This is a genomic window from Chondromyces apiculatus DSM 436 (assembly GCF_000601485.1).
Taxonomy (GTDB): Bacteria; Myxococcota_A; Polyangia; order Polyangiales; family Polyangiaceae; genus Chondromyces; species Chondromyces apiculatus.
In genome coordinates this window covers 118,746-140,677 of record NZ_ASRX01000025.1, presented here as the reverse complement: position 1 = coordinate 140,677, position 21,932 = coordinate 118,746, and the positions used below count along the sequence as shown (strand labels likewise).

Below are 21,932 nucleotides of genomic sequence, written 5' to 3'. Positions count from 1 at the left end.
TCGAAACACCCGCAAAAACCTGTTCGACCTGCGACGCCACGCCGCGCTCAGCAACGTGGCGGTAGTTGACCAGCAGCTCTTGCTTGCGGCTTAACTGGTCAGGTCTCTAGGTACTGCGTAGCACTGCGTACGGCAATTCAGGGACCTTCGGTCCCTACGCTCCCGATGGTCGCTACCCTGCTGCGTACGGCAATTCAGGGGCCGACAGGCCCCTGCTTCAGGGTACGCAGTACGAGGCGATGAGGTCGAGGGTGGTGAGGGCGCGGCGGGCGCGGGGGGTGAGGGAGAGCGGGGGGCCCTGGGCGGCTGGGGTGGTGACGAAGGCGCGGAGCCAGCGCTCGGGGGGGGAGCGGGTGAGGACGCCGCCGAGGTCGAAGAGGGCGAGGTCGTCGATGCCGGAGGCGCGGGCGGTGGCGACGTCCTGGCGTAGCTCGTCGACGTCGCCGTAGGTGGGCTCGTCGCCGAGGGCGCCGGTGCCGACGACGCCGAGGGAGGCGCCCGCGGCATCGCCGAAGCGGGTGCGCGCGTCGCGGCACAGGGCGGCGAGGAGGGAGAGGGCATCGAGGCGGCGGAGGAGGCCGCGAGACCAGCCTTCCAGCATGGAGGTGTAGAGCATGGCGTGGATGCTCCGGTAGCCGATGCCGCTCAGGGGCGTGGCGAGGACGCGCTCCCAGGAGCGCGTGGGGCCGTCGCGGAGCAGGAGGGGGACGATGGCGGCGGTGGGGTGGATGTCACGCGCGATGAGGTGGTCGACGAGGGCGCGGTAGAGGGTGTGAGGGGCAGCGTCGGGAGGCGGCAGGGGGTGGGGAGGGTGCGAGAGGTCGGGAGGGTGCGAGAGGTGGGGGGGCGGAGGAGACCAGGTCGCGGCGCTGCCACGGAGGAGAGAGACGAGGCCGCGGGGGCCGGAGAGGGCGCGCTGGACGAGGGGCATGGGGGGCTCCAGGTCGAGGATGACCTCGCGGGGGGGGACCACCTCCTCGGTGAGGCGTGCGAGCAGCTCGTCGATGAAGGCGCGGAACTCGGAGGCGTTCGGGGCGCTGGCCCAGCGGCCGGCGTGGTCGGCGATCATCGGCCAGACGGCGACGGGGACGTCGGCCGTGGCGGCGGCGCGGCAGAGGCGGGGGAGATCGGGGAGGGTCTCGGGGCGCACCGCGATGGAGAGCTCCAGGCCGTGGCGCGCGAGGAGGCGAAGGACGGGCGGTGAGCCCACCTCGGAGAGGGGCAAGAGCTCGCTCCAGATGCGCCGTCTCCTCATCGCTGGGGCTCCGTACTAAGCTCGGGGGGCATGAAGATCCTTTACGGCGTCGTGGGCGAGGGGATGGGGCACGCGATGCGGTCGCGGGTGGTGCTGGAGCACCTGCTCGACGAGGGGCACGAGATCGAGGTGATGGCCTCGGGGAGGGCGACGGAGTTCCTCGCCAAGCGGTTCGAGGGGGTGAACCGGATCCACGGGCTGCACATGATCTACACGGAGAACCGGGTCCGGCGCGGCAAGACGCTGTGGTCGAACGTGCTCGCGGGGACGACGGGGGTGCCCGAGAACATCGCGGCGTACTTCGAGCTGATCAAGGACTTCAAGCCCGAGATGGTGATCAGCGACTTCGAGTCGTGGACGTACCTGTACGCAAAGGCGCACCGGCTGCCCATCGTGTCCATCGACAACATGCAGATCATCAACCGGTGCGCGCACGAGCCCGAGATCTATGCGGGTCACGAGGCGGATTTCAAGATCACGAAGGCGTTCGTGAAGAGCAAGCTGCCGTTCTGCGATCACTACCTGGTCACGACGTTCTTCTACCCGCCGGTGCGCAAGGAGCGCACCACGCTGGTGCCGCCGATCCTGCGGCCAGAGGTGCTCGCGGCCAACCGTCGGCCCGGGGAGCACCTGCTCGTGTACCAGACGGCAGAGGGATACGGGGCGCTGCTCGATACCCTGGAGAAGACGGGGATCGAGTGCCGGATCTACGGGATGCGGCGGGGGATCACCGAGCCGCAGGTGGAGGGGAACCTGCGCTACATGCCGTTCAGCGAGGAGGGCTTCGTGGACGATCTGGCGTCGTGCCGCGCGGTGATCGCGGGCGGCGGGTTCACGCTGATGGGAGAGGCGGTGTACCTGCGCAAGCCGATGCTGGCGGTGCCGCTCGGGCGGCAGTTCGAGCAGATGATCAACGCGCGCTACCTGGAGCGCGAGGGGTACGGGCAGTACGCGGAGGCGCTCGACGATCCGGCGGTGATCGCGCGTTTCGTGGCGGCGATCCCGGGCTGCGAGGAGAAGCTCGCGGGTTATGCGCAGGACGGGAACAAGGCGCTGTTCTCGCAGCTCGATGGGCTGCTCGATCGCGCGGCGGGCGGCGTTCTGTAGCGAGGCGGCGCCGGGCGGCGCTTCTCGCGTCGGCGCCACGTGAGCACGTCAGCGCCGCGTGAGCACGTGGGCGCGTCAGCGCCGCGTCAGCGCTCTGATCGGGTGCTGCCTGGGGGGGACGCTGAAGGGGGCCAGGGGCTGTCGTCCTCGATGCGGATGAGGACGACGGTGATGTTGTCGCGGCCGCCGCGCTCGTTGGCGAGGGCGACGAGGAGCGCGCAGGCCTCGGTGAGCACGGGCTGTTCGAGGACGATGCGGGTGACGTCGGTGTCGTCGAGCAGGCCGTGGAGGCCGTCGGAGCAGAGGATGAAGACGTCGCCGGGGCGGGTGGACTCGGCGCAGGCGTCGGGCGCGAGCGTGGCGGAGATGCCGAGGGCGCGGGTGATGACGTTGCGGGGGAGGTAGGCCAGATCCTGGGCAGTCAGGTCGGGGCGCTCGCGGAGGGCGTCTTCGAGGAGGGAGTGGTCGCGGGTGATCTGGCGGAGCGCGCCTTCGCGCAGGAGGTAGCAGCGGCTGTCACCGGCGTGGACCACGTGCAGGCGCTGCTCGTCGGGCGAGAAGGCGGCGGCGACGACGGTGGTGCCCATGCCGCGGTGGGCGCGGGAGTCACCGGCGCGGGCGAAGATGCGGGCGTTGGCCTCGAGGATGGCGGCGGCGAGGCGGTCGCCGGTGGCGCCGTCGGCGCCGTTGGCTCCGCTGGCACCGTTCGAGCCGCTCACGCTGCCCGAGTCGCCGGGGCGCGCGGGGTCACCGCGGAAGTAGCGGGCCACGGCGCTCGCGGCCATGCGGCTCGCGACCTCGCCGGACTTGTGGCCTCCCATGCCGTCCGCCACGAGGAACACGTTGTACTCGGGCAAGAGCAGGAAGCGGTCCTCGTTGTGGAGCCGTGCCCTGCCGACATCCGACAGCCCCGCCGCGATGGCACGCATCGGGAGGGAGCTTAGACGACCGATGGCACGGTCGGGAACTGGGTTGTCGGTGAGCTTGCACGAAAGACAGGACGCGGCCGCCGGCAGGGCGTGTTGGCGTGCCGGGGTACCAGGCGTGACAGGGTTGAGAGCCCGTCGCCGCGGGGGCACTACGGAGCGCGCTCGTCCTGCGTACCTTGAGTTCGTCCCGGGTCCTCGGCTCGGCGTTCGAGCGAAGTATCGGGGGTAGCGACCAGCGGGAGCGTAGGGGCCGCAGGCCCCTGCTCCAGGGTACGCAGTACCGACCAGCGGGAGCGTAGGGGCCGCAAGGCCCCTGCTCCAGGGTACGCAGTACTACGCAGTACTACGCAGTACCTAGGGGACGACGACGGTGTCGTTTGATTGGAGGGGGAGGTTGGCGCGGAGCTGGCCCTCGTCGACCACGTGGGTGTAGGGGAACGGGATGCGGCGCTCGCCGAAGGCGTCGCGGCGCACGATGACGATGTCGTCGGGGTCGGCGAAGCGGCTGAAGCCGCCGGCGAGGGCGATGGCCTGGAGCACGGTCACCTGGGCGGTGGGGGTGAACTCGCCGGGCCGGGCGACCTCGCCGACCACGTAGACCCGGTAGCTGTGAAGCTCGGCGACCTCGACGCTGACCACGGGCTTCTGCGTGTAGTACTTCTCGGCGCGCTTGCCGATCTCCGCGCCGATGTCGAGGGCCGTCCGGCCTGCGGCGAGGACCTCGCCGACCAGGGGGACGGTGATGAACCCGTCGGGGCGCACCGTCGTGCGCTGGTTCAAGGCTTCCTGGCTCCAGGCGCGCACCTCGAGAATGTCGCCGGGGCCGATGCTGTACTTGCTCGTGGCCTTGCGCTCGGCGTCGTAGTCGAACTTGGGCATGGAGCTGCCGCAGCCCGTGGCGGCAGTGACCGCAAGAAGCAGGGCGGCGAGGAGGGTCGGCCGGGGCTTGGGGGTGTTTCGGGCAGGTGCGCGGGTCATGGACTCTGTCTCCTCCGGAATCGCTGCGGGCGCTCGTGGTTCCGCCCACGCCCGCTCTCCTTGCTTGGATGCTGCTCAGGCCCAGGGCGCGCGCCTTCTTGGATCTTCGCCCATCAGCAACCCCGACCGCCCCTCCGGCAACGAAGCAGGGAGGGAGACCGGAGACCACCCGGTGGCGGATGGATGGCTGCGTGGATCGTGTGCGCGCTCTGCGCGCTCGTCATCTTGAAGCCTCAGGAGTTCATCCCGGCGCTGGCCGGGCTGCCCCTCCTCTATATCGCGTTCGCGGCGGCGGCGGTCCTCGTCGTCTTCGACGTGTGCTGGCGCAGGGTGAGGCCAGCGCTGGCGCCGCAGATCCCGTTTGCGCTCGGCTTTTTCGCGTGGGCGCTGCTCACCACGGCCATCAAGGTCCCCGACGTGCTGTCGGAGCGGGTGGCCTTCTTCGTCACCGCGGCGGGGGTGGTGCTGGCGGTGGGGGTGGGGAGCGCTTCATCGCGGGGGCTCAAGGCGTTCGCCGTGACGTTCCTGGCGTGCGGCGTCCTGGTGACTGGCGTCGCGATCATGCAGGGGCGCGGGCCGCTGATGTGCATGACGGCGGTCGACGAGGAAGACTGGATGGGGACCGGCGAGCTGCGGTCGGATGGACGTTCCTGCACGCTCGACGACGACTGCTACAAGGACGCGCCCAACCCCGAGGCGAGCTACCGCTGCGAGCGTCAAGGGCCACTCGGCACGTCGACGGTGCGAGGGCGGGTGCGCTACCGGGGGTCGCTGGCAGACCCGAACGAGCTGGCGCTGATGGTGGGGATGACCATCCCCTTCGCGTTCGCGCTGGCGGACCGGGGGCGGCGGCGCAAGCGGCGCGACGAAGGTAATGAGGGCGGCGGGAGCGGCGGGAGCGGCGAGGACGGCGCCGAGGCCACGGCGAGGAGCGCGGGCGAGGATGCGGTGGTCGGCACGGCCGGCACGGTCCATGTGGCCGGTGTGACGGATGGCGCCGGTGTGGATGGAACGCACAGGGGAGAGGAAGGCCGGACCGCAGACGGCCTCGCCAGGAAAGAGGCGGGGGTAGGTCAGGAGAGGCCTGCCTGGATGGCCATGCGGAGCGAGGCGAGCGGGGGAGCCATGATGGCGACTGCTGTGCCGCTGCCGCTCCTCCTCACCGACAAGCTGCTCGGCCGGGTGGGGGCGGGGCTGCGGGCGCTGCCCGTGGTGGCGCTGCTCGCCGCCATCGCGGTGATGGTGGTTATGACGAAGTCGCGCACGGGCGTGATCGTCTTCCTGGTGGTGCTCGGGCTCTACTTCATCAAGCGCATCGGGGCCTGGGGGGTGGTGCTGTGCTGCCTGGTGGGGCCGCCCATGCTGCTGCTCGGGGGGCGCAGCGGGGCGGAGGCCGAGGAGAGCTCCGGGGAGCGGGTGGAGCTGCTCCGCGAGGGGTTCGAGATGATCCGCCGGACCAAGGGGATCGGCGTGGGGTCGGGGCAGTTCGGGTACGAGAACTCGATCGGGCTGACGGCGCACAACGCTTACCTGCTCGCTGCGGCCGAGGTGGGCATCGTGGGGGCATGCCTGTTCGGGCTGACGCTGTACGCAGCGGCGAAGGTGCCCCTCGCGATCTGGTTCGGGAACTACCGGGTGGACTCCGTGGTGGAGCGCTTCGCGCCCGCGGTGTTCGTGAGCCTGTGCGGGGCCTTCGCCGGCATCTTCTTTCTGTCCTGGAGCTACAAGGACGTCCTCTACATGGCGATCGGGGCCTCGGCGGCGCTCTACGGGGCAGCCAAGGGGCAGGACGAGCGGGTCTCGGTACGGATCTCCCTCACGGAGGTCGTGCTGGTGTGCCTGGGGATGATGGGGATCCTCGTGGCGATCTACCTGGGGATCCGCATCTTCAAGTGAGTGTGTCCGGGATCGCATGCGGCCGGTAGAGCGCTGAGCACGGCCTTTGCCCTCTCGCTGGTCTGGCCGCGCAGGGCGCGCGGAAATGACACCGAGCACGTCCCAGCACGAGGATCCATGGCATTCCTGAGTACAGACAGCACACCCCGCGAACGCTTGTCGCGGCTCATCAGCCTGCTCCGGCGGGTGCGGATGTACTGGCGCTCCACGGCCGTCATCGCCATCGTCGGCATCGCGATCTCGCTCGGGGTGGCGCTCACCACGAAGCGGATCTGGCGGAGCGAGACCACGCTCCTCTACCGGGATACCATCCAGACCGGTCAGCAGCCGAACGCCACGCGGGCGGCGCGGCTCGGGCCGAAGCTGAAGGACATGATCTACGCGCGGCCGAAGCTGTCGAGCGTGATTGAGGAGTACAAGCTCTACCCGGAGAAGACCGAGCGTTCGATGGTCGAGGCGGTCGCCGAGATGCAGAACCACCTCGGGTTCCGCGGCCGGGACAGCGACTCGTACGTGGTGTCCTTCTCGCACCACGATCCGCTCGTGGCGCAGCAGGTCACGGCGCGGCTGGCAGACCTGATCATCGAGGACTACCAGCGCGAGAACATGACCTCGGCGAAGATGACGCTCGACTTCCGGAAGCGTGAGCTGGAAGAGGCGAGCAAGCAGGTCGAGGAGGCGAGCCGCTCGCTGTCGTCGTTCCTGGCGGAGCACCCGCAGTTCCAGTGGGGCCTCGGGGACTCGCCGTACGCGCCGACGCCCCAGGTCCAGGCGGCGCCGACGCACGCCGCGCGGCCCCAGACGCCCACGGCGTCGCGCAGCTCGGATCCGGAGCTGTCGGCCCTGGAGCGGCGGCTCGCCCAGGTGGGCGCGCGGCTGTCGCCGGGGACCGGCAGCGTTGAGGTGGCAGCGCCTGCCACGTCGGCCGATGTACAGAGGGCCCGACAGGCGGTGGCCGCGGCAGAAGCAGCGCTCGCCGACAAGCTGCGGGTGGTGACGCCGCTCCACCCCGACGCGGCGACGGCGCAGGCGCGGGTGGACGCGGCACGCCAGGAGCTGGCCCGCGCGGAAGGTGCCCCGCAGGTGCGCGCCGTCCCGGCTCCGGCAGCGGGGGCGCCGACGCTGGGCGCGGAGGAGCAGGCTGCGCTTGAGCGGGAGCGGACGTCGCTGCTCCAGCAGATCGCGGCGCGCCGCGCCAAGCTGCAGGCCGAGCGTCAGGGATCCGCGCAGGCCGCTGCGCCCTCGGCGGCCGACGCGGCCACGGCGGCGGCGGCGGCGGCAGCGTCGGCCATGTCGGATGTGGTGGGGCTCGAGACCGAGTGGCACAAGCGGCGCCTCAACCTGGACCGGGCGCGCGATTACCTGAAGACGGCGCAGTCGAACGAGCGGGCCGCGAACATGGTCTCCGAGGCCGTGCAGAGCAAGGGCGAGACCGAGATGGCGATCCTCGATCCGGCCTACCTGCCCTCGCGGCCCGACAAGGGGCGCGGCAAGGTGTTCATGGTCGGCGTCGTGGTGTCGCTGATGTTCGCGTTCGGCATCGCGGGGGCGCGGGTCCTCCTGAACGACACCATCTACGACGAGGCCGACGTGGGCGCGATCGGGAGCCTGCCGGTGCTGGCGGCGATGCCCGCGCTCCCTGCCATCGAGCCGCCGCGGGTGCGGGCGATGGTGCCCCTGCAGGAGCCGGAGCGCGACGTGCCGGAGGTGGTGGAGGTCGAGGACGACGACGACGACTACTACGAAGACGCCGACACCCAGGTGGTGGCTGCGCCCGGGGAGAGCCGCCTGCACACCCAGACGCTCCGGTGGGGCAGCCCGCTGGAGGTCGCGGAGATGCGGCGGAAGGTGGCCGAGGCGCGGGAGCAAGCGGCGGCGCGGGCGACCGCGGAGGCGCAGGTCGCGCAGGCGGCAGCAGAGGCGCGCGCGGCAGCGCACCGGCCGAGCGAGGCGCCGCTCGTGAAGGTCCCCCAGGCGACGCTCGCGCGGGTGCGGACGCCGCTCGATCCGGACGCGAACACGCCACACGGGCCGGAGGTCGAGGAGATCGGCGACGATCCGGCGGCGGAGCACGGGGGTGAGGACGCGATGAAGCTCTTGCGCAACGTCCCCCCGCAGGCGCTGGCCTCCCTGCGCGTGCTGCGGCACCGGCTGGAGCGGCACCGCGGAGAGGGGCGGATGATCGTGTCGGTGCTGAGTCCGGGCCCCTCCGAGGGCAAGACCACGCTCGCGGCGCGGCTGGCGATGACGCTCGCCGAGGCGGAGCGCGCGCGGGTCATCCTGGTGGACGGGAACCTGGGGAGCCCCCGAGTCGCCTCGACGCTCGGCCTGAAGCTGCCCGGGTATGCGGGCCTTTCGTACCAGATCCGGCAGCGGATGCTGGGTCACCGTCAAGGGATGGAGGGCATGGTCGGGCATGGTGCGGGCGGGAACGCTCCGCTCGGGGTGGTGCGGCTCGCGCCCTCGCTGTGGGTGCTCGCGGAGCCGGCGCTCGGGGAGAGCTACCCGGACGTGGTGAACTCGCCCCACTTCGGCGCTGCCCTGCAGTCGCTGCGGCGTTGCTTCGACTACGTGATCGTCGACGGTCCGGCCGTGCTGGGCTCGGGCGACGCCAACGTGCTCGAGGACGTGGCCGACGGCATCGTGCTGGTGGCGCGCTCGTCGCTGACCCGGGGGGCGAGCCTGACCCGGGCCATCGCTCAGCTCGGGGATCGCCGGATCCTCGGGGTGGTGCTCAACGATGTGAGCGAGCGGCCCGTGGCGCGGAAGAAGGTCGCCGTGGTCCAGGACGCGACGGCCTGATCGCGGAACGAACGCTGTGATAGCCTGTCCGCGCCCCTGCTACGGGGCGCGGAGGCGTTTCGATGCGGCTCAGTGCGTGGATCTCGGTCGCGGTGGCGACCCTAGCGGCCGTGGTGGTCCTCCCGGCCGGATGTACCCAGGATTTCGGCCGGTTCGAGCCGCTCCCGACGCCCACGTGTGGCGAGACGGAGAAGCTGTGCAACGGCGGCTGCGTCTCCCGGCTGAACGCGGCCTACGGCTGCGGCGAGAGCTGCACCCCCTGCGCGTTCCCGAACGCCACCGCCGCCTGCGTGGGCGACGTGTGCGAGATCGGGACGTGCGCCGCGGGCTTCGCGAACTGCGACGGCGCGGACGACGGCGGGAACGGCTGCGAGACGTCGCTCAACACCACCACGAACTGCGGGGTCTGCGGGCGGGTGTGCGATGGCGCCGAGGCGGGGACCGCCACCTGCGTGAACGGGATCTGCGGGCAGTCGAACTGCCCCGCGGGGTTCGCGGACTGCGACGACGACGCCTCGAACGGCTGCGAGGCGAACCTCGCCGAGGACGCGACGAACTGCGGGACGTGCGGGCGCCCTTGCTCCGACGCGCATGTCGCGGGTGATCCGCAGTGCCAGGACGGGCTGTGCGTCCCGGCGTGCCTGGACGGCTTCGGGGACTGCACGCATCCCGACATCTCGAGCGCCGACGATGGCTGCGAGTCGGATCTCTCGAACAACGTGGACCACTGCGGGGCGTGCGACCGGGAGTGCTCGGGCGAGCACGTGGCGTCGCGGAGCTGCTCGGATGGCCTCTGCGACTCGACCTGTCAGATCGGGTGGGGAAACTGCACGCAGCCGCCTCCCTCGGCGCTCGACGACGGGTGCGAGGACGGGGTCGACAACGACAACGATGAATGCGGTAGCTGCATCAATGACTGCCGCAACATGAACCCGGAGAACGCCGACGCGTTCACGTGCTCGGCCGGGCCGAACCCCCAGAAGACCTGCGGGTGCACGGTGGACGGGGACTGCAACGGCGACGGGACCGCGGCCGGGACCTGCACGGGCGGGGCCTGCACGTGCAATGGAACCGCGTGCCGCTCCGGAGAGGTCTGCATCCTCGATGGCGCGACGAGCGCGTGCTCGTGCATGGGAGGAGATGGCTGTGGGAACGGGATGACGTGCTGCGATGCACCGCTCGGGTGCACCAACCTGAGCAACAACCCCGGAAGCTGCGGGGCCTGCGGGCGGACATGTCCCTCGGGGTTCGGGTGCTTCAACGGGCGATGCCACTGCAACGGTGACGACGATTGCGACGCAGGAGGTGGGGGGTCGTGCAGCCAGGGGTTCTGCACCTGCAGTGATACGGAGTGCGAACGGGGACAGCGCTGCCAGCCCGATGGGCAGTGCGGCTGACCGGCCTCGGCGTTCGTCTCGTCTCCTCCAGCTCCCGTCCCGCGCCCCCTCCCTCCCTTTCCCCTCCCCTAGCCCTCTACCAAGGCTCGCCAAGCACCCGTAAGCTGTCGGCAAAATGGCCGACCTTCCGCATTCTCCTCCTCCGGCTGGGTCCGACGTCGCCGAGACCTCCTCGCGGCTCCGCGAAGCGCACGCTTTCGACGTCCGCACGGGCCTGCAGCCCCGAGCGCTGCGCCGAGCCTTTGCCGATCACCTGCACCTGACGCGCGCACACGAGCTGTCGGAGGCCACGCCCTACGACAGGTACGTGGCCCTGTCCCACGCGGTGCGCGACCGGCTGGTGGAGCGCTGGGCGAAGACGCAGCGCACGTACTACGAGCGGGACGTCAAGCGGGCCTACTACCTGTCGGCGGAGTACCTGCTCGGCAGGGCGCTCTGGAGCAACCTGCAGGCGCTCGGGATCCACGATGCGTACAGCTCGGTGCTGGCGGACATCGGCGTGGACCTGCGGCAGCTCGTGGACGTGGAGCCGGACGCAGGGCTCGGCAACGGGGGCCTCGGGCGGCTCGCGGCCTGCTTCCTGGACTCGGCGGCGACCCTGTCCCTGCCAGTGACGGGCTACGGGATCCGGTACGAGTTCGGGATCTTCGAGCAGGTGATCCGGGACGGGTGTCAGGTGGAGCGGGCCGACGAGTGGCTGCGCTTCGGGAATCCGTGGGAAATCGAGCGGCCGGAGCACGTGGTGCCGGTGTCGTTCGGGGGGGTCACCGAGCGGGTGCCCAGCCGGCAGGGAGGCGGCTTCCGGATGATCTGGAGGCCGGAGCAGCAGGTGCTCGGGGTGCCCTTCGACACGCCGATCGCGGGGTACGGCTCGGACACGGTGAACTCGCTCCGGCTGTGGTCGTCGCGGGCGGGGCAGGACTTCGATTTCGGGCTGTTCAACGCGGGCGACTACGTGCGCGCGGTGGAGCAGAAGAACCAGACGGAGGTGATCTCCAAGGTGCTCTACCCGAACGACAACTTCGAAGCCGGAAAGGAGCTGCGCCTCCGGCAGGAGTACTTCTTCGTGGCCTGCTCGATCGCGGACATCATCGGGCGCTTCAACAGGACGCACGCCGACTTCCGGATCCTGAAGGACAAGGTGGCCATCCAGCTCAACGACACCCACCCGGCGATCGCCATCGCGGAGCTGATGCGGGTGCTCATCGACGAGCACCTCCTCCCCTGGGAGATGGCCTGGGAGCAGACGGTGGGGGCGTTCGGGTACACGAACCACACCTTGCTGCCCGAGGCGCTGGAGCGCTGGCCCGTCGCGCTGTTCGAGCGGCTCCTGCCGCGGCACCTGGAGATCATCTACGAGATCAACCGGCGGGTGCTGCGGGAGGTGCAGATCACATTCCCTTACGACGAGGAGCGCGTCCGGAGGATGTCGCTCATCGAGGAGGGGCCGGAGCGGCTGGTACGGATGGCGCACCTGGCGGTGGTGGGGTCGCACTCGGTGAACGGGGTCGCGAAGCTGCACTCGGATCTGGTGCGGTCGCGGCTGCTCCGTGACTTCAGCGAGCTCTGGCCGGAGCGCTTCAACAACAAGACGAACGGGGTCACGCCGCGGCGCTGGTTGAGCGCGTGCAACCCCGGCCTGTCGGAGCTCATCACGGAGAAGGTCGGGATCGACTGGATCACCGATCTGGATCAGCTCCGGGGGCTGGAGCCGAGCGCGGACGATCCGGCGTTCCTGGCGCGGCTCGCGGAGGTGAAGCTCGAGAACAAGTGGGCGCTCGCGCGGCTCATCCAGGAGGAGCTGTCGATCACGGTGGACCCGGCCTCGATCTTCGATGTGCAGATCAAGCGGCTGCACGAGTACAAGCGGCAGCTCCTCAACGCGCTGCACATCGTGGCGCTCTACGTGCGGTCGAAGCAGGGTGAGGCGGTGACGCCGCGCACCTTCATCTTCGGCGCGAAGGCGGCCCCCGGATACCGGATGGCGAAGCTCATCATCCAGTTCATCCACGCCGTCGCGGAGGTGGTGAACGGGGACCGGCGTCAGGAGGTGCTGCGGGTGGCGTTCATGCCGAACTACCGGGTCTCGCTGGCGGAGAAGATCATCCCCGCCGCCGACGTGTCGGAGCAGATCTCGACGGCCGGCATGGAAGCGTCGGGGACAGGCAACATGAAGCTCGCCATGAACGGGGCGCTCACGGTGGGCACGCTCGATGGGGCGAACATCGAGATCCGCGACGCGGTGGGGCCGGAGAACTTCTTCCTGTTCGGCCTGGATGCGGATCAGGTGGAGGCGAAGCGGCGGGAGCGCTTCAAGGGGATCACGGCCTGTGAGGCGGATCCGGTGCTGCGCGAGGTGGTGAGCCTCATCGCGTCGGGGTTCTTCTCGCCGGAGGATCGCGGCGTGTTCCAGCCGCTGCTCGATGCCATCCTCGGGGTGGATCCGTACCTCACGCTCGGCGATTTCAGCGCTTACGCGGCGTGCCAGCGCGACGTGGAGAAGGCCTACGCGGACCGTTCCGGGTGGGCGCGCAAGGCGGCGCTGAACATCGCGCGGATGGGCACGTTCTCCTCGGACCGCACCATCCGCGAGTACGGCCGCGAGATCTGGGGCGTCGAGCCCGTGGAGATCGAGATCGACGCGCCCCTGTCGCTCATGTGAACCGGATGCACGACGCGAAGCGGTCCGGGGACACACCGCTTCGCGCGACCACCGGAGGCCCGCTCGGGAGGCCTCCGCATGCACGTCGCAGCGCCCCGCCCGGGGCATCGGCTGCGTGAATTATCTTTTCGGTGCAGCGTCACGCGGCGTGACTCCGATCATCTCAATGGCTCACTTCGGCCGTGCGCGCGTTGCGCGCTGCGGGCGAGGGGCCACCTGGCGTCTCGGGCGCCAGCTCCGGAGGAGAAGATCGGGCAATGTTCATCCGTCACCGTCGCGCCTGGATCATCGTCGTTCTCGCGTCGTGTTTCGCTGTCCTCTTCCCCGCGCGCCCCGCGATGGCGAGCAGCGGGTCAGCCCACCTCGCGTGGGCACAGCTCCTCATCGACAACGTCCTGCCGGCATACAACGCCTACGGCACCCAGCCGAGCTACGTGCGCTGGGTGGGTGAAGGCGGAGCCACGCGCTTCGAGAACCGCACCGAGTGCAGCAACTTGCTCACCCACCTGTTCCGACAAGCCTACGGGATGACCTCGGGTGACATCGCGCAGTGGCTCGGGAGCGGGAGCCCGCGGGCCGTGACGTACCACGACGCCATCGAGGCACAGGATGGCTGGTTCGTCATCCCCAAGGTGCACCAGATCCAGCCCGGCGATGTCCTCGCCATTGCCTACCCCGAAGGGTTGTCTGCGTCGGGGCACATCGCGATCGCCCGGCTGGCCCCGGTCCCGAGAGTCGCGACTGCGCCCCTCGTGGCAGGGACCAGCCAGTACGAGATCGCCATCATCGACTCCACGCAGAACGGCCATGGCCAGACCGACAGCCGCGGCTTCAAGGAGAGCTACCACGCGGGGGTGGGGGCGGGATCGATGCGCCTCTACACGGACGCTCACGGCAGGATCGTGGGGCACACCTGGAGTAGTGAGAACGCCTCGAAGTTCTATGCCCAGGAAGAGCGTCACGCGGTCGTGGGGCGCCTGAACACGGCCGGACTCGCTCCCTACTTCCCCTGAGCGTCCTGCCTGGTGGCTGCCGCCCCCGCACACGGAAGGACGTCACGAGCGTCCTCTGCGGGTGGTGTCGCCAGCGGGCCGGCGCAGCACGCGCCACCCGTGCGCTCTTGCGGCCAATCCCGATAGCTCGCTGCGGTCCGGCCTGTCATGCTGGCCGGTGCAGGGTTGGGGAGGAGCTCTTCCTCTTGCTATCCTTTCGTCCGGCCTTATGAGTAAGAACTCCGAGGAGCGTGAAGATCGCGAAGAGCGGCAGGGTGACCTTGCGACGGAACGAGATCGCAAGGTCGACAAGCCCCGCCGCTACCAGGTGATCTTGCACAACGACGACTACACGACGATGGACTTCGTTGTCTTCGTCCTGGTCAAGTTCTTCAACCGCACCGAGACCGAAGCTACCCACATCATGCTCAGCGTGCACCACCGTGGCCATGGCGTCGCTGGCGTGTACACCAAGGACGTCGCCGAGACGAAGGTCGCCCGGGTGACGGATCACGCCAAGCAACACGGGATGCCTCTACGCCTCACAGCCGAACCGGAGTGAGTGACCATGCGGATCAGCCCCGAAGTCGAGATCGCTTTCTCTCTCGCGACGCGCGAGGCAGCGCGCCGCAAGCACGAGTTCGTCACCATCGAGCACCTCCTCTATGCCCTCCTCTTCGACGAGGAGACGGCGGAGGTGCTCCGCCACGCCGGCGGTGACAGCACCCAGCTCAAGAAGAAGATCGAGAAGTTCCTCGAGGAAGAGCTGGAGAAGCTGCCCGAGGAAGGTGAATCGACCCCGACGCTCTCGCTCGGCTTCCAGCGGGTGGTGGGGCGGGCCGCGATGCACGTGCAGTCGTCGGGCAAGAAGGAGCTCAAGGGGGCGAACGTCCTCGTGGCCATCTTCGCCGAGCGCGACTGCCACGCGGTGGCGCTCCTCAACGAGCAGGGGATCACCCGGTTCGACGTGGTGAACTACCTCTCCCACGGGATCTCCAAGACCGGCCAGGACGACCCGCTCCGCGAGGAGAGCCCGGAGGGCACCGAGGGCGAGCAGGGCACGCCGCAGACGGTGAAGGATCCGCTCGGCGCGTTCACGATGAACCTCAACAAGGAGGCCGCCGAGGGGCGGATCGATCCGCTGGTGGGCCGTCAGGCCGAGCTTTCACGGACCATCCAGGTGCTGGCGCGTCGTCGCAAGAACAACCCGCTGCTCATCGGCGACGCGGGCGTGGGCAAGACGGCGATCGTGGAGGGTCTGGCGCAGAAGATCGTGCAGGGAGAGGTGCCGGGGCCGCTCAAGGGAGCGACGGTGTACGCGCTGGACATGGGCGCGCTGCTCGCCGGCACCAAGTACCGCGGCGACTTCGAGAACCGGCTGAAGGCGGTGGTGCGCGCGCTGGAGAAGCAGCCGGGCGCGGTGCTGTTCATCGACGAGATCCACACCATCATCGGCGCTGGCGCGGCGAGCGGCGGGACGATGGATGCCTCGAACCTGCTCAAGCCCGCGCTCGCCACGGGGAGGCTGCGCTGCATCGGGGCGACGACCTTCCAGGAGTACCGCGGGCACCTGGAGCGCGACAGCGCGCTGGCGCGGCGCTTCCAGCGGATCGAGGTGCTGGAGCCGTCGGTGGACGAGACGGTCCAGATCCTGCGCGGCCTGCAGAAGCGGTACGAGGAGTTCCATACCGTGACTTACAAGCCGGAGGCGATCGAGGCGGCGGCCAAGCTGTCGTCCCGGTATCTGCAGGACCGGCGCCTGCCCGACAAGGCCATCGATCTGCTCGACGAGGCGGGCGCCGCCGCGCGGCTGGCGCACGGCGAGGGCTACGTGGTCAGCGTGGAGGACATCGAGCAGGTGGTGGCCAAGATGGCCCAGATCCCGCCGCGGCAGGTGTCAGTCTCCGACAAGAGCCAGCTCAAGGACCTGGAGAAGAGCCTGAAGTCGGTGATCTTCGGGCAGGACGAGGCGGTCAAGCAGCTCGCCACGGCGATCAAGCTGTCCCGCGCGGGGCTGCGCGCGGCAGAGAAGCCGATCGGGAGCTTCCTGTTCACGGGACCGACGGGCGTCGGCAAGACGGAGCTCGCGAAGCAGCTCGCCAAGGCGCTCGGCATCGGCTTCCTGCGGTTCGACATGAGCGAGTACCAGGAACGGCACACGGTCTCTCGCCTGATCGGCGCGCCGCCCGGCTACGTGGGCTTCGATCGCGGCGGTCTGCTCACGGAGGCGGCCGCGAAGACGCCGCACGCGGTGCTGCTGCTCGACGAGATCGAGAAGGCGCACCCGGACGTGTTCCAGGTGCTGCTGCAGGTGATGGACCACGGGACGCTCACCGACAACAACGGCAAGAAGAGCGACTTCCGGCACATGGTCCTCATCATGACCAGCAACGTGGGCGCGCGGGATCTCACCCAGGTCCGCGTCGGCTTCGGTCAGCGCGGGGTGTCGGGAGACGACGACCGCGCTTACAAGAACACCTTCAGCCCCGAGTTCCGCAACCGGCTCGACGGGCGGATCATGTTCTCGTCCCTCGACCCGGCGGTGATGGACAGCATCGTCGACAAGTTCGTCCTGGAGCTGAGCGCGCAGCTCGGCGACCAGGGCGTGACCATCGAGGTGACCAAGGCTGCGCGGCAGGAACTCGCCAAGCAGGGCTACGATCCGCAGAACGGGGCGCGCCCGCTGAGCCGGGTGATCGACCAGGAGATCAAGCGGCGCCTCGGGGACGAGCTGCTGTTCGGCGCGCTGGAGAACGGCGGGAAGGTGGAGGTCGACCACGACGGCAAGGCGTTCGTGTTCGCCTTCACGCCGAAGGAGAGCGACGCGGAGGCCTCTCCGGTCGCCGAGGAAGCCGCCGCCGTCAATTGAGCGAGTGAGGCATCGCGAGCTGGAACGAGGCGATCTCGGCGTCGAACATTCGCCCGTCAGGCCGGTACATCTGGTACGTCCCGCGCATGGCGCCGCGGGGCGTCTCCAGGACGCAGCCGCTCGTGTACTCGAAGTGTTCTCCGGGTCGGAGCATGGGCTGCTTGCCGACCACACCGGGGCCGCGCACCTCCTCGACCTTCCCGGTTCCGTGGGTGATGATCCAGTGGCGCGTCCGGAGCTGCGCTGGTTCGGTGCCCTCGTTCGCGATGCGCACGGTGTACGCGAACACGTAGCGCTTCTCGACAGGTGAGGACTGGGCCGGGACGTACGTCGTGGAGACGGTCACGCGGATGCCCTGTGTGGTGGCGGTCGACACCCTCAAGGCACTGCCACTGTCGGCACCTGCGCACAAGGGGCGAGCAGAACCCGCGGAGGGCCAGCCGAATGGTGGACGGATGCCGTCACCCGCGTCGTTGACAGCATGCGGGGTCGTCCGCACCTTCAGGCAACCGTGACCGACCGCAACACCCCGAGCCCCGTTCCCCGCCTGGCGACGCCCGCCCCTACCCCCCCTGTGCCGCGGTGGATCGGCGCGGCGGTGTTGCCGCCTGCCGGGGGCACCGAGACGGGGGGAGAGGAGTCGGGGCCGGGCTATGGGCTCACCGCGCTCGGGCCGGTCCACGCGCAGCGCAAGGCCCGGGAATGGGCGCTCGTGCTCCAGTCGAGCGACATGTGGCACCTCGTGCAGCTCACGCGGGCAGGCTGGGTGCTGCTCGTTCGTGACGAGGATTACCTGAAGGCGTCGCGGGCCATCGATCGCTACGAGGCGGAGAACCGCGACTGGCCGCCGCGGCCTCAGCGAGAGCGGCCGCGGCACCCGCAGTCGGCCTTCGCAGCGATGGTGTTCGCGGCTCTCGCGTTGTTCTTCACCATCACCGGTCCAGCCGCCGGGGCGAGCGCGTGGTTCCGCCGCGGGACGGCGGTCGCGGACATGATGCTCCAGACGGAGCCCTGGCGCGCGGTCACTGCGCTGACGTTGCATGCAGACACGGCCCACGTGCTCGGCAACGTGATCTCGGGGACCATCTTCGGCTCGGCCGTGCAGCGGCGGCTCGGACCGGGGGGAGCAGCGCTCGCCATCGTCACCTCGGGAGCGCTGGGGAACGTCGCCAATGCGCTGTGGCACCGGGGCGTGCTCGGGCAAGGGCACGCCTCCATCGGCGCTTCGACCGCGGTGTTCGGTGCCATCGGCCTGCTGGTGACGACCCAGCTCCTCCTGGACAGGACACACGCGGCGGGAATGAAGCGGACCATCTGGCAGAGGGTGGCGCCGGTCGTGGGTGGGCTCGCGTTGCTCGGAGCCCTCGGGGCGAGCCCGCGCGCAGACCTCGGAGCGCACCTGTTCGGACTGCTCGTGGGCGGTGTCATCGGCCTCGCGGCCGGTCTCGGGCTGCGCGGCAAGGCGACGTCACGGCGGCGCTGGCTGCAGCCGGCGCTCGGGGCGGTGGCGGCGCTCCTGGTGGTGGGGTCGTGGCAGCTTGCGTGGATCCGGTAGGGCCGCTTCAGCCGTCCGCGGGCCACATGCCCACCGTGCCGCCCACCCAGGTCAGGTCCTTGTTCTGATCGACGCCGAGCATCTTGCCGCGTGACAGGCGGACCAGGTTGAGCGTGAGCACCGGTTCGGCCTCGTCCGGTGCGCGCAGGAACATCATGCGCACCTCGGCCTTCACCCGGTTGCCATCGGGCATCTCCAGCCCGGGCTCGTAGGTGATCTTCTCCTGGAGGAGCCAGCCGGAGCGCTCGTGCTCCGGGATGGCCGCGAGATCCTCCGGCGTGACGTCCACCTTGACTCCGGCCCCGGCGAACGAGAACAGCGGCTTGAGGACGAAGTTCTCAAGATCCCGCGGAAGCTCCTGCAGTTCGTTCACGAACCAGGCGCGCGGGACGGCGACGTGCCGGATGTAGGGGAGCGTGGACTTGGACCAGGTCCAGTACCAGTTCGGGTGCGAGCACCAGGAGATGTCGAGTTCCTCGGTGTAGCCGAACGGGAGCTCGATGCGCTTGCGCTCCAGCTCGTCGAAGACGATCCGGTTGTAGAAGCGGCGCACCTGCACGAGCTTCCCGTCCACCCGGCGGAACAGGCGGCGACCTTCCCGGACGAGAGAGGTGGGACAGACCGCGTCGATGCCGAGGAGCATCTTCGTGGCGACGAAGTCGGGGTACGTCTTCTGACCGGGTGGATCGAGGTCCACCAGCACCACGTTCTCGGGCGCCTCACCGCCGAGCACGGTGCGGCGCAGGTGGTCGACGAAGCGCTCTCGATCGAGGCCGTTGAAGTAGACCGACCACTGCCGGTCGAGGTCCGGATAAGGGCGCAGCAACTCGCCGAGGACCTCCGTTTGCACCACCATCAGGGCGTAGAGCGAGGGGAATGCCTGCAGCTCCACCACCCGGCCATCGAGCTCCCCGTCCGGGCCGCGGGTGATCGCGAAGTCCACCTGAACACAGTTCGGGAGCGGGTCCATGCCGGGCGTGTCGAGCCTGGAGGGAATGGCCTGCTTCATCTTCGCCACCAGGATGGGGTCCGAGATCTGCCGGACGATCTCGGTGGCGTGACGGGCGAGCCGATCACGCAGGGTGGGCGGGATGAAGAGCGGTGTCTCTGCTACCCGGAAGGGGATGGGGCACCCGAGCCGCTGCTCAAGGCGGCCCATGTACTCCTCGTAGAGCTCGGGCCGGTACACCCGGTTGAACGCGCGCCGGAGGTGAGGATCCATGAGCGTGGCCTCGTAGCATGGGCGCGGCTGCGACTCGACGGCAGTCCTCGGGGGGAACGGACGGCGGGGCAGGTTCCCGCGGCGGAGCCGCCGCCAGGTCGGCTGGGCGGCGCCTGGCCACGATGTGGTAGCGTCCTGGCTCTCTTCAGAATCAGCCCCTCGGCGGTGTCCATGGCCGGAGCGCTGCTCCGACGAGGCGGCTCAACCCCTGCGCCTCGGAGGATCCCGTGCCCCTGCCGCCCCCCCTCTTCGAGAACGATGTGCACGCCACGCTCCGCAGCGCGGCGCGGCGCTGGGCCCGGACCGAGATCGCCCCCTTCGCGCATGCCTGGGAGGAGCAAGGGGAGTTCCCCCGCGCGCTGTATGAAAGCGCGGCGGCGGCCGGCGTGCTCGGTATCGGCTACCCGGAGACCTACGGCGGTGCTGGGGGGGACCTCTCGCACGTGCTCGCCGCGGCCGAAGAGTTCATCCTCGAGGGCAAGAGCGTGGGTGTCGCCGTGGGCCTGGGGAGTCACCGGATCGCGCTGCCGCCCATCCTTCTGGTGGGCACTGAAGCCCAGAAGCAGAAGTTCCTGCCTCCCGTGCTCCGCGGCGAGCAGATCGCAGCCCTCGCCATCACCGAGCCCGGAGGCGGCAGCGATGTCGCTTCCCTCACGACGCGCGCCGTGCGCGAGGGTGACCACTATCTGGTCAGCGGGGCCAAGATGTTCATCACCTCCGGTTGCCGCGCCGACTTCCTGGTCACCGCAGTGCGCACCGGAGGGGACGGACATGCGGGCATCTCGCTGCTCGTCATCGAGCGCGAGCACGGTTTCACGGTGAGCCGGAAGCTCGCCAAGATGGGCTGGTGGGCGTCCGATACGGCGGAGATCGCGTTCGATGGGTGCCGCGTGCCGGTCTCGAACCTGCTCGGAGAAGAGCATCAGGGGTTCGTCCCGATCATGATGAACTTCTCCGTCGAGCGCCTCCTGCTCGCGAGCAACTGCGTGGCCATCGCGGAGCTGGCCTACCGTGAGTCGATGGCCTACGCGCGGGAGCGCCAGGCCTTCGGCCGGTCCGTGAGCGGCTTCCAGGTGACCCGCCACAAGCTCGCCGACATGGCGACCCGCCTCGCAGCCGCACGTGCCCTCACCCAGGAAGTGCTGCAGCGTCATCTCCGCGGGGAGATGGTCACCGGGCTCGCAGCGATGGCGAAGAACGCCGCCACCGACATGTGCAGCGCAGTCTGCGACCAGGCGGTCCAGATCCACGGGGGCTACGGGTACATGCGGGAATACGTCGTGGAACGGCTCTTCCGGGACGCGCGCCTCTATCCCATCGGGGGTGGGACGCGGGAGATCATGAACGAGGTGATCTCGAAGACCGAGGGCTACTGACGGCAGGGGCTGCTAGAGTCCGCCCCCGAATTTCACGAGGAGCCCCTGATGAGCCATCTGCGATCCCGTTTTCACCGGGCCGCCGCGCTGGCGGTCGCTCTGGCAGCCGCCGCCCCGGCGTGCTCCAAGACCCCCGAACCGCCTCCCTCCACCCAGCCCGAGCGCAATGCACCGCCACCAGGCGTGGCCCCTCTTTCGGGCGGGCACCCCGCCGCTCCCACCGCGGCCCAGGGGGGAACCGAGGTCTCCTGGGACGTGCCCTCCGGCTGGGAGACGGCGCCCAATCCCAGCCCGATGCGCAAGGCCACCTACAAGATCAAGAAGGCGGAGGGAGATCCCGAGGATGCCGAGCTCAGCGTCAGTCAGGCGGGTGGCTCCGTCGAGCAGAACGTCCAGCGCTGGGTGGGCCAGTTCGAACAGAAGCCGGGAGAGGAAAAGCGGACCACGACCCGCAAGGTCGGCGACATCTCGGTCACCGTCGTCGAGGTGGGGGGAACCTTCAAGTCGGGCATGCCTGGAATGGGCCCGACCGAACCCAAGACGAATTGGGCACTGCTCGGTGCCATCGCAGAAACCCCTGGCGGCGTGACCTGGTTCTTCAAGCTCACCGGTCCGGCGAAAACGGTCACGGCTGCCAGGGCCGATTTCGACAAGCTCGTCGATAGCCTCCGCATCAAGTAGCGCGCAGCCTCTGCCTCAATCGACATTGTTGAGGCAATTCGCTTCCATGCGGCTGGCGCGCAGCCTCTGCCTTACTCCACCACTTTTGAAAGGCCCCCCTCATCTTTGCAAGCGAGGGAGCCCTATCTTGGTCTCTTACAACCAGCCAGAAGAGCGCATCCAGAAGGGACAGAGGTTTCCTTTCGGAGCACGGCAATCCCGCATTTTTTGC

16 protein-coding genes are annotated in these 21,932 nt (G+C 69.5%); 11 read left to right on the top strand and 5 right to left on the bottom strand.

Annotated elements, in window-relative coordinates:
• Positions 1 to 217: 217 nt before the first annotated feature.
• Entirely contained in the window at positions 218 to 1,255 is a 1,038-nt protein-coding gene (locus CAP_RS18045) for a hypothetical protein (RefSeq protein ID WP_044242574.1), read from the bottom strand.
• A gap of 30 nt (positions 1,256 to 1,285) precedes the next feature.
• On the opposite strand from CAP_RS18045, the gene CAP_RS18040 reads away from it, so the two are divergent.
• Positions 1,286 to 2,362: an MJ1255/VC2487 family glycosyltransferase gene (locus CAP_RS18040; protein ID WP_044242572.1), complete on the top strand. Its 1,077-nt coding sequence runs from the start codon at positions 1,286 to 1,288 to the stop codon at positions 2,360 to 2,362.
• An 86-nt stretch (positions 2,363 to 2,448) separates the two neighbouring features.
• Here CAP_RS18040 and CAP_RS18035 read toward each other — a convergent pair whose 3' ends face one another.
• Complete coding sequence (locus tag CAP_RS18035; RefSeq protein ID WP_044242571.1) at positions 2,449 to 3,291, bottom strand: protein phosphatase 2C domain-containing protein; 843 nt, start codon at positions 3,289 to 3,291, stop codon at positions 2,449 to 2,451.
• Positions 3,292 to 3,645: 354 nt separating this feature from the next.
• The gene (locus tag CAP_RS18030; RefSeq protein WP_052375453.1) at positions 3,646 to 4,269 is read right to left on the bottom strand and encodes a polysaccharide biosynthesis/export family protein; all 624 of its coding nucleotides are present in this window, start codon (positions 4,267 to 4,269) and stop codon (positions 3,646 to 3,648) included.
• Positions 4,270 to 4,452: 183 nt separating this feature from the next.
• On the opposite strand from CAP_RS18030, the gene CAP_RS53720 reads away from it, so the two are divergent.
• The 7 genes from CAP_RS53720 to clpA all read left to right on the top strand — a co-directional run bounded on the left by CAP_RS53720 (position 4,453) and on the right by clpA (position 16,887).
• Complete coding sequence (locus CAP_RS53720) at positions 4,453 to 6,165, top strand: O-antigen ligase family protein (protein ID WP_044242569.1); 1,713 nt, start codon at positions 4,453 to 4,455, stop codon at positions 6,163 to 6,165.
• 117 nt (positions 6,166 to 6,282) lie between these two features.
• Positions 6,283 to 8,967, top strand: coding sequence for a polysaccharide biosynthesis tyrosine autokinase (locus tag CAP_RS18020; protein ID WP_156040904.1), 2,685 nt, complete (start codon positions 6,283 to 6,285; stop codon positions 8,965 to 8,967).
• A gap of 92 nt (positions 8,968 to 9,059) precedes the next feature.
• On the top strand, positions 9,060 to 10,364 hold the full coding sequence (locus CAP_RS18015) for a hypothetical protein (RefSeq protein ID WP_197041233.1): 1,305 nt from the start codon (positions 9,060 to 9,062) through the stop codon (positions 10,362 to 10,364).
• Positions 10,365 to 10,479: 115 nt separating this feature from the next.
• Positions 10,480 to 13,026: a glycogen/starch/alpha-glucan phosphorylase gene (locus tag CAP_RS18010; protein WP_081864996.1), complete on the top strand. Its 2,547-nt coding sequence runs from the start codon at positions 10,480 to 10,482 to the stop codon at positions 13,024 to 13,026.
• Positions 13,027 to 13,283: 257 nt separating this feature from the next.
• The gene (locus tag CAP_RS18005; RefSeq protein WP_044242563.1) at positions 13,284 to 14,039 is read left to right on the top strand and encodes a hypothetical protein; all 756 of its coding nucleotides are present in this window, start codon (positions 13,284 to 13,286) and stop codon (positions 14,037 to 14,039) included.
• A 208-nt stretch (positions 14,040 to 14,247) separates the two neighbouring features.
• Positions 14,248 to 14,580 (top strand): ATP-dependent Clp protease adapter ClpS, encoded by a 333-nt coding sequence (gene clpS, locus CAP_RS18000; protein ID WP_044242560.1) that lies wholly within the window; start codon positions 14,248 to 14,250, stop codon positions 14,578 to 14,580.
• A gap of 6 nt (positions 14,581 to 14,586) precedes the next feature.
• Entirely contained in the window at positions 14,587 to 16,887 is a 2,301-nt protein-coding gene (gene clpA, locus CAP_RS17995; RefSeq protein ID WP_044242655.1) for an ATP-dependent Clp protease ATP-binding subunit ClpA, read from the top strand.
• Here clpA and apaG read toward each other — a convergent pair.
• Positions 16,880 to 17,263 carry a Co2+/Mg2+ efflux facilitator ApaG/CorD gene (apaG, locus tag CAP_RS17990; protein ID WP_044242557.1) on the bottom strand — a complete coding sequence of 128 codons (384 nt, stop codon included), beginning with the start codon at positions 17,261 to 17,263 and terminating at the stop codon, positions 16,880 to 16,882. The two genes, clpA and apaG, sit on opposite strands and share 8 nt — an antisense overlap.
• A gap of 135 nt (positions 17,264 to 17,398) precedes the next feature.
• Here apaG and CAP_RS17985 point away from each other — a divergent pair, with 135 nt between their 5' ends.
• Positions 17,399 to 18,442, top strand: a complete 1,044-nt coding sequence (locus CAP_RS17985) for a rhomboid family intramembrane serine protease (protein WP_231511547.1) — start codon at positions 17,399 to 17,401, stop codon at positions 18,440 to 18,442.
• A 7-nt stretch (positions 18,443 to 18,449) separates the two neighbouring features.
• Here the strand turns inward: CAP_RS17985 and CAP_RS17980 are convergent, their stop codons facing one another.
• Entirely contained in the window at positions 18,450 to 19,664 is a 1,215-nt protein-coding gene (locus CAP_RS17980) for an ATP-grasp domain-containing protein (protein ID WP_044242554.1), read from the bottom strand.
• 227 nt (positions 19,665 to 19,891) lie between these two features.
• Between CAP_RS17980 and CAP_RS17975 the strand changes: the two genes are divergently transcribed.
• Both CAP_RS17975 and CAP_RS17970 read left to right on the top strand, forming a co-directional pair.
• Positions 19,892 to 21,040 (top strand): acyl-CoA dehydrogenase family protein, encoded by a 1,149-nt coding sequence (locus CAP_RS17975; RefSeq protein ID WP_197041232.1) that lies wholly within the window; start codon positions 19,892 to 19,894, stop codon positions 21,038 to 21,040.
• Positions 21,041 to 21,088: 48 nt separating this feature from the next.
• Entirely contained in the window at positions 21,089 to 21,721 is a 633-nt protein-coding gene (locus CAP_RS17970; RefSeq protein WP_052375452.1) for a hypothetical protein, read from the top strand.
• Positions 21,722 to 21,932: the final 211 nt, after the last annotated feature.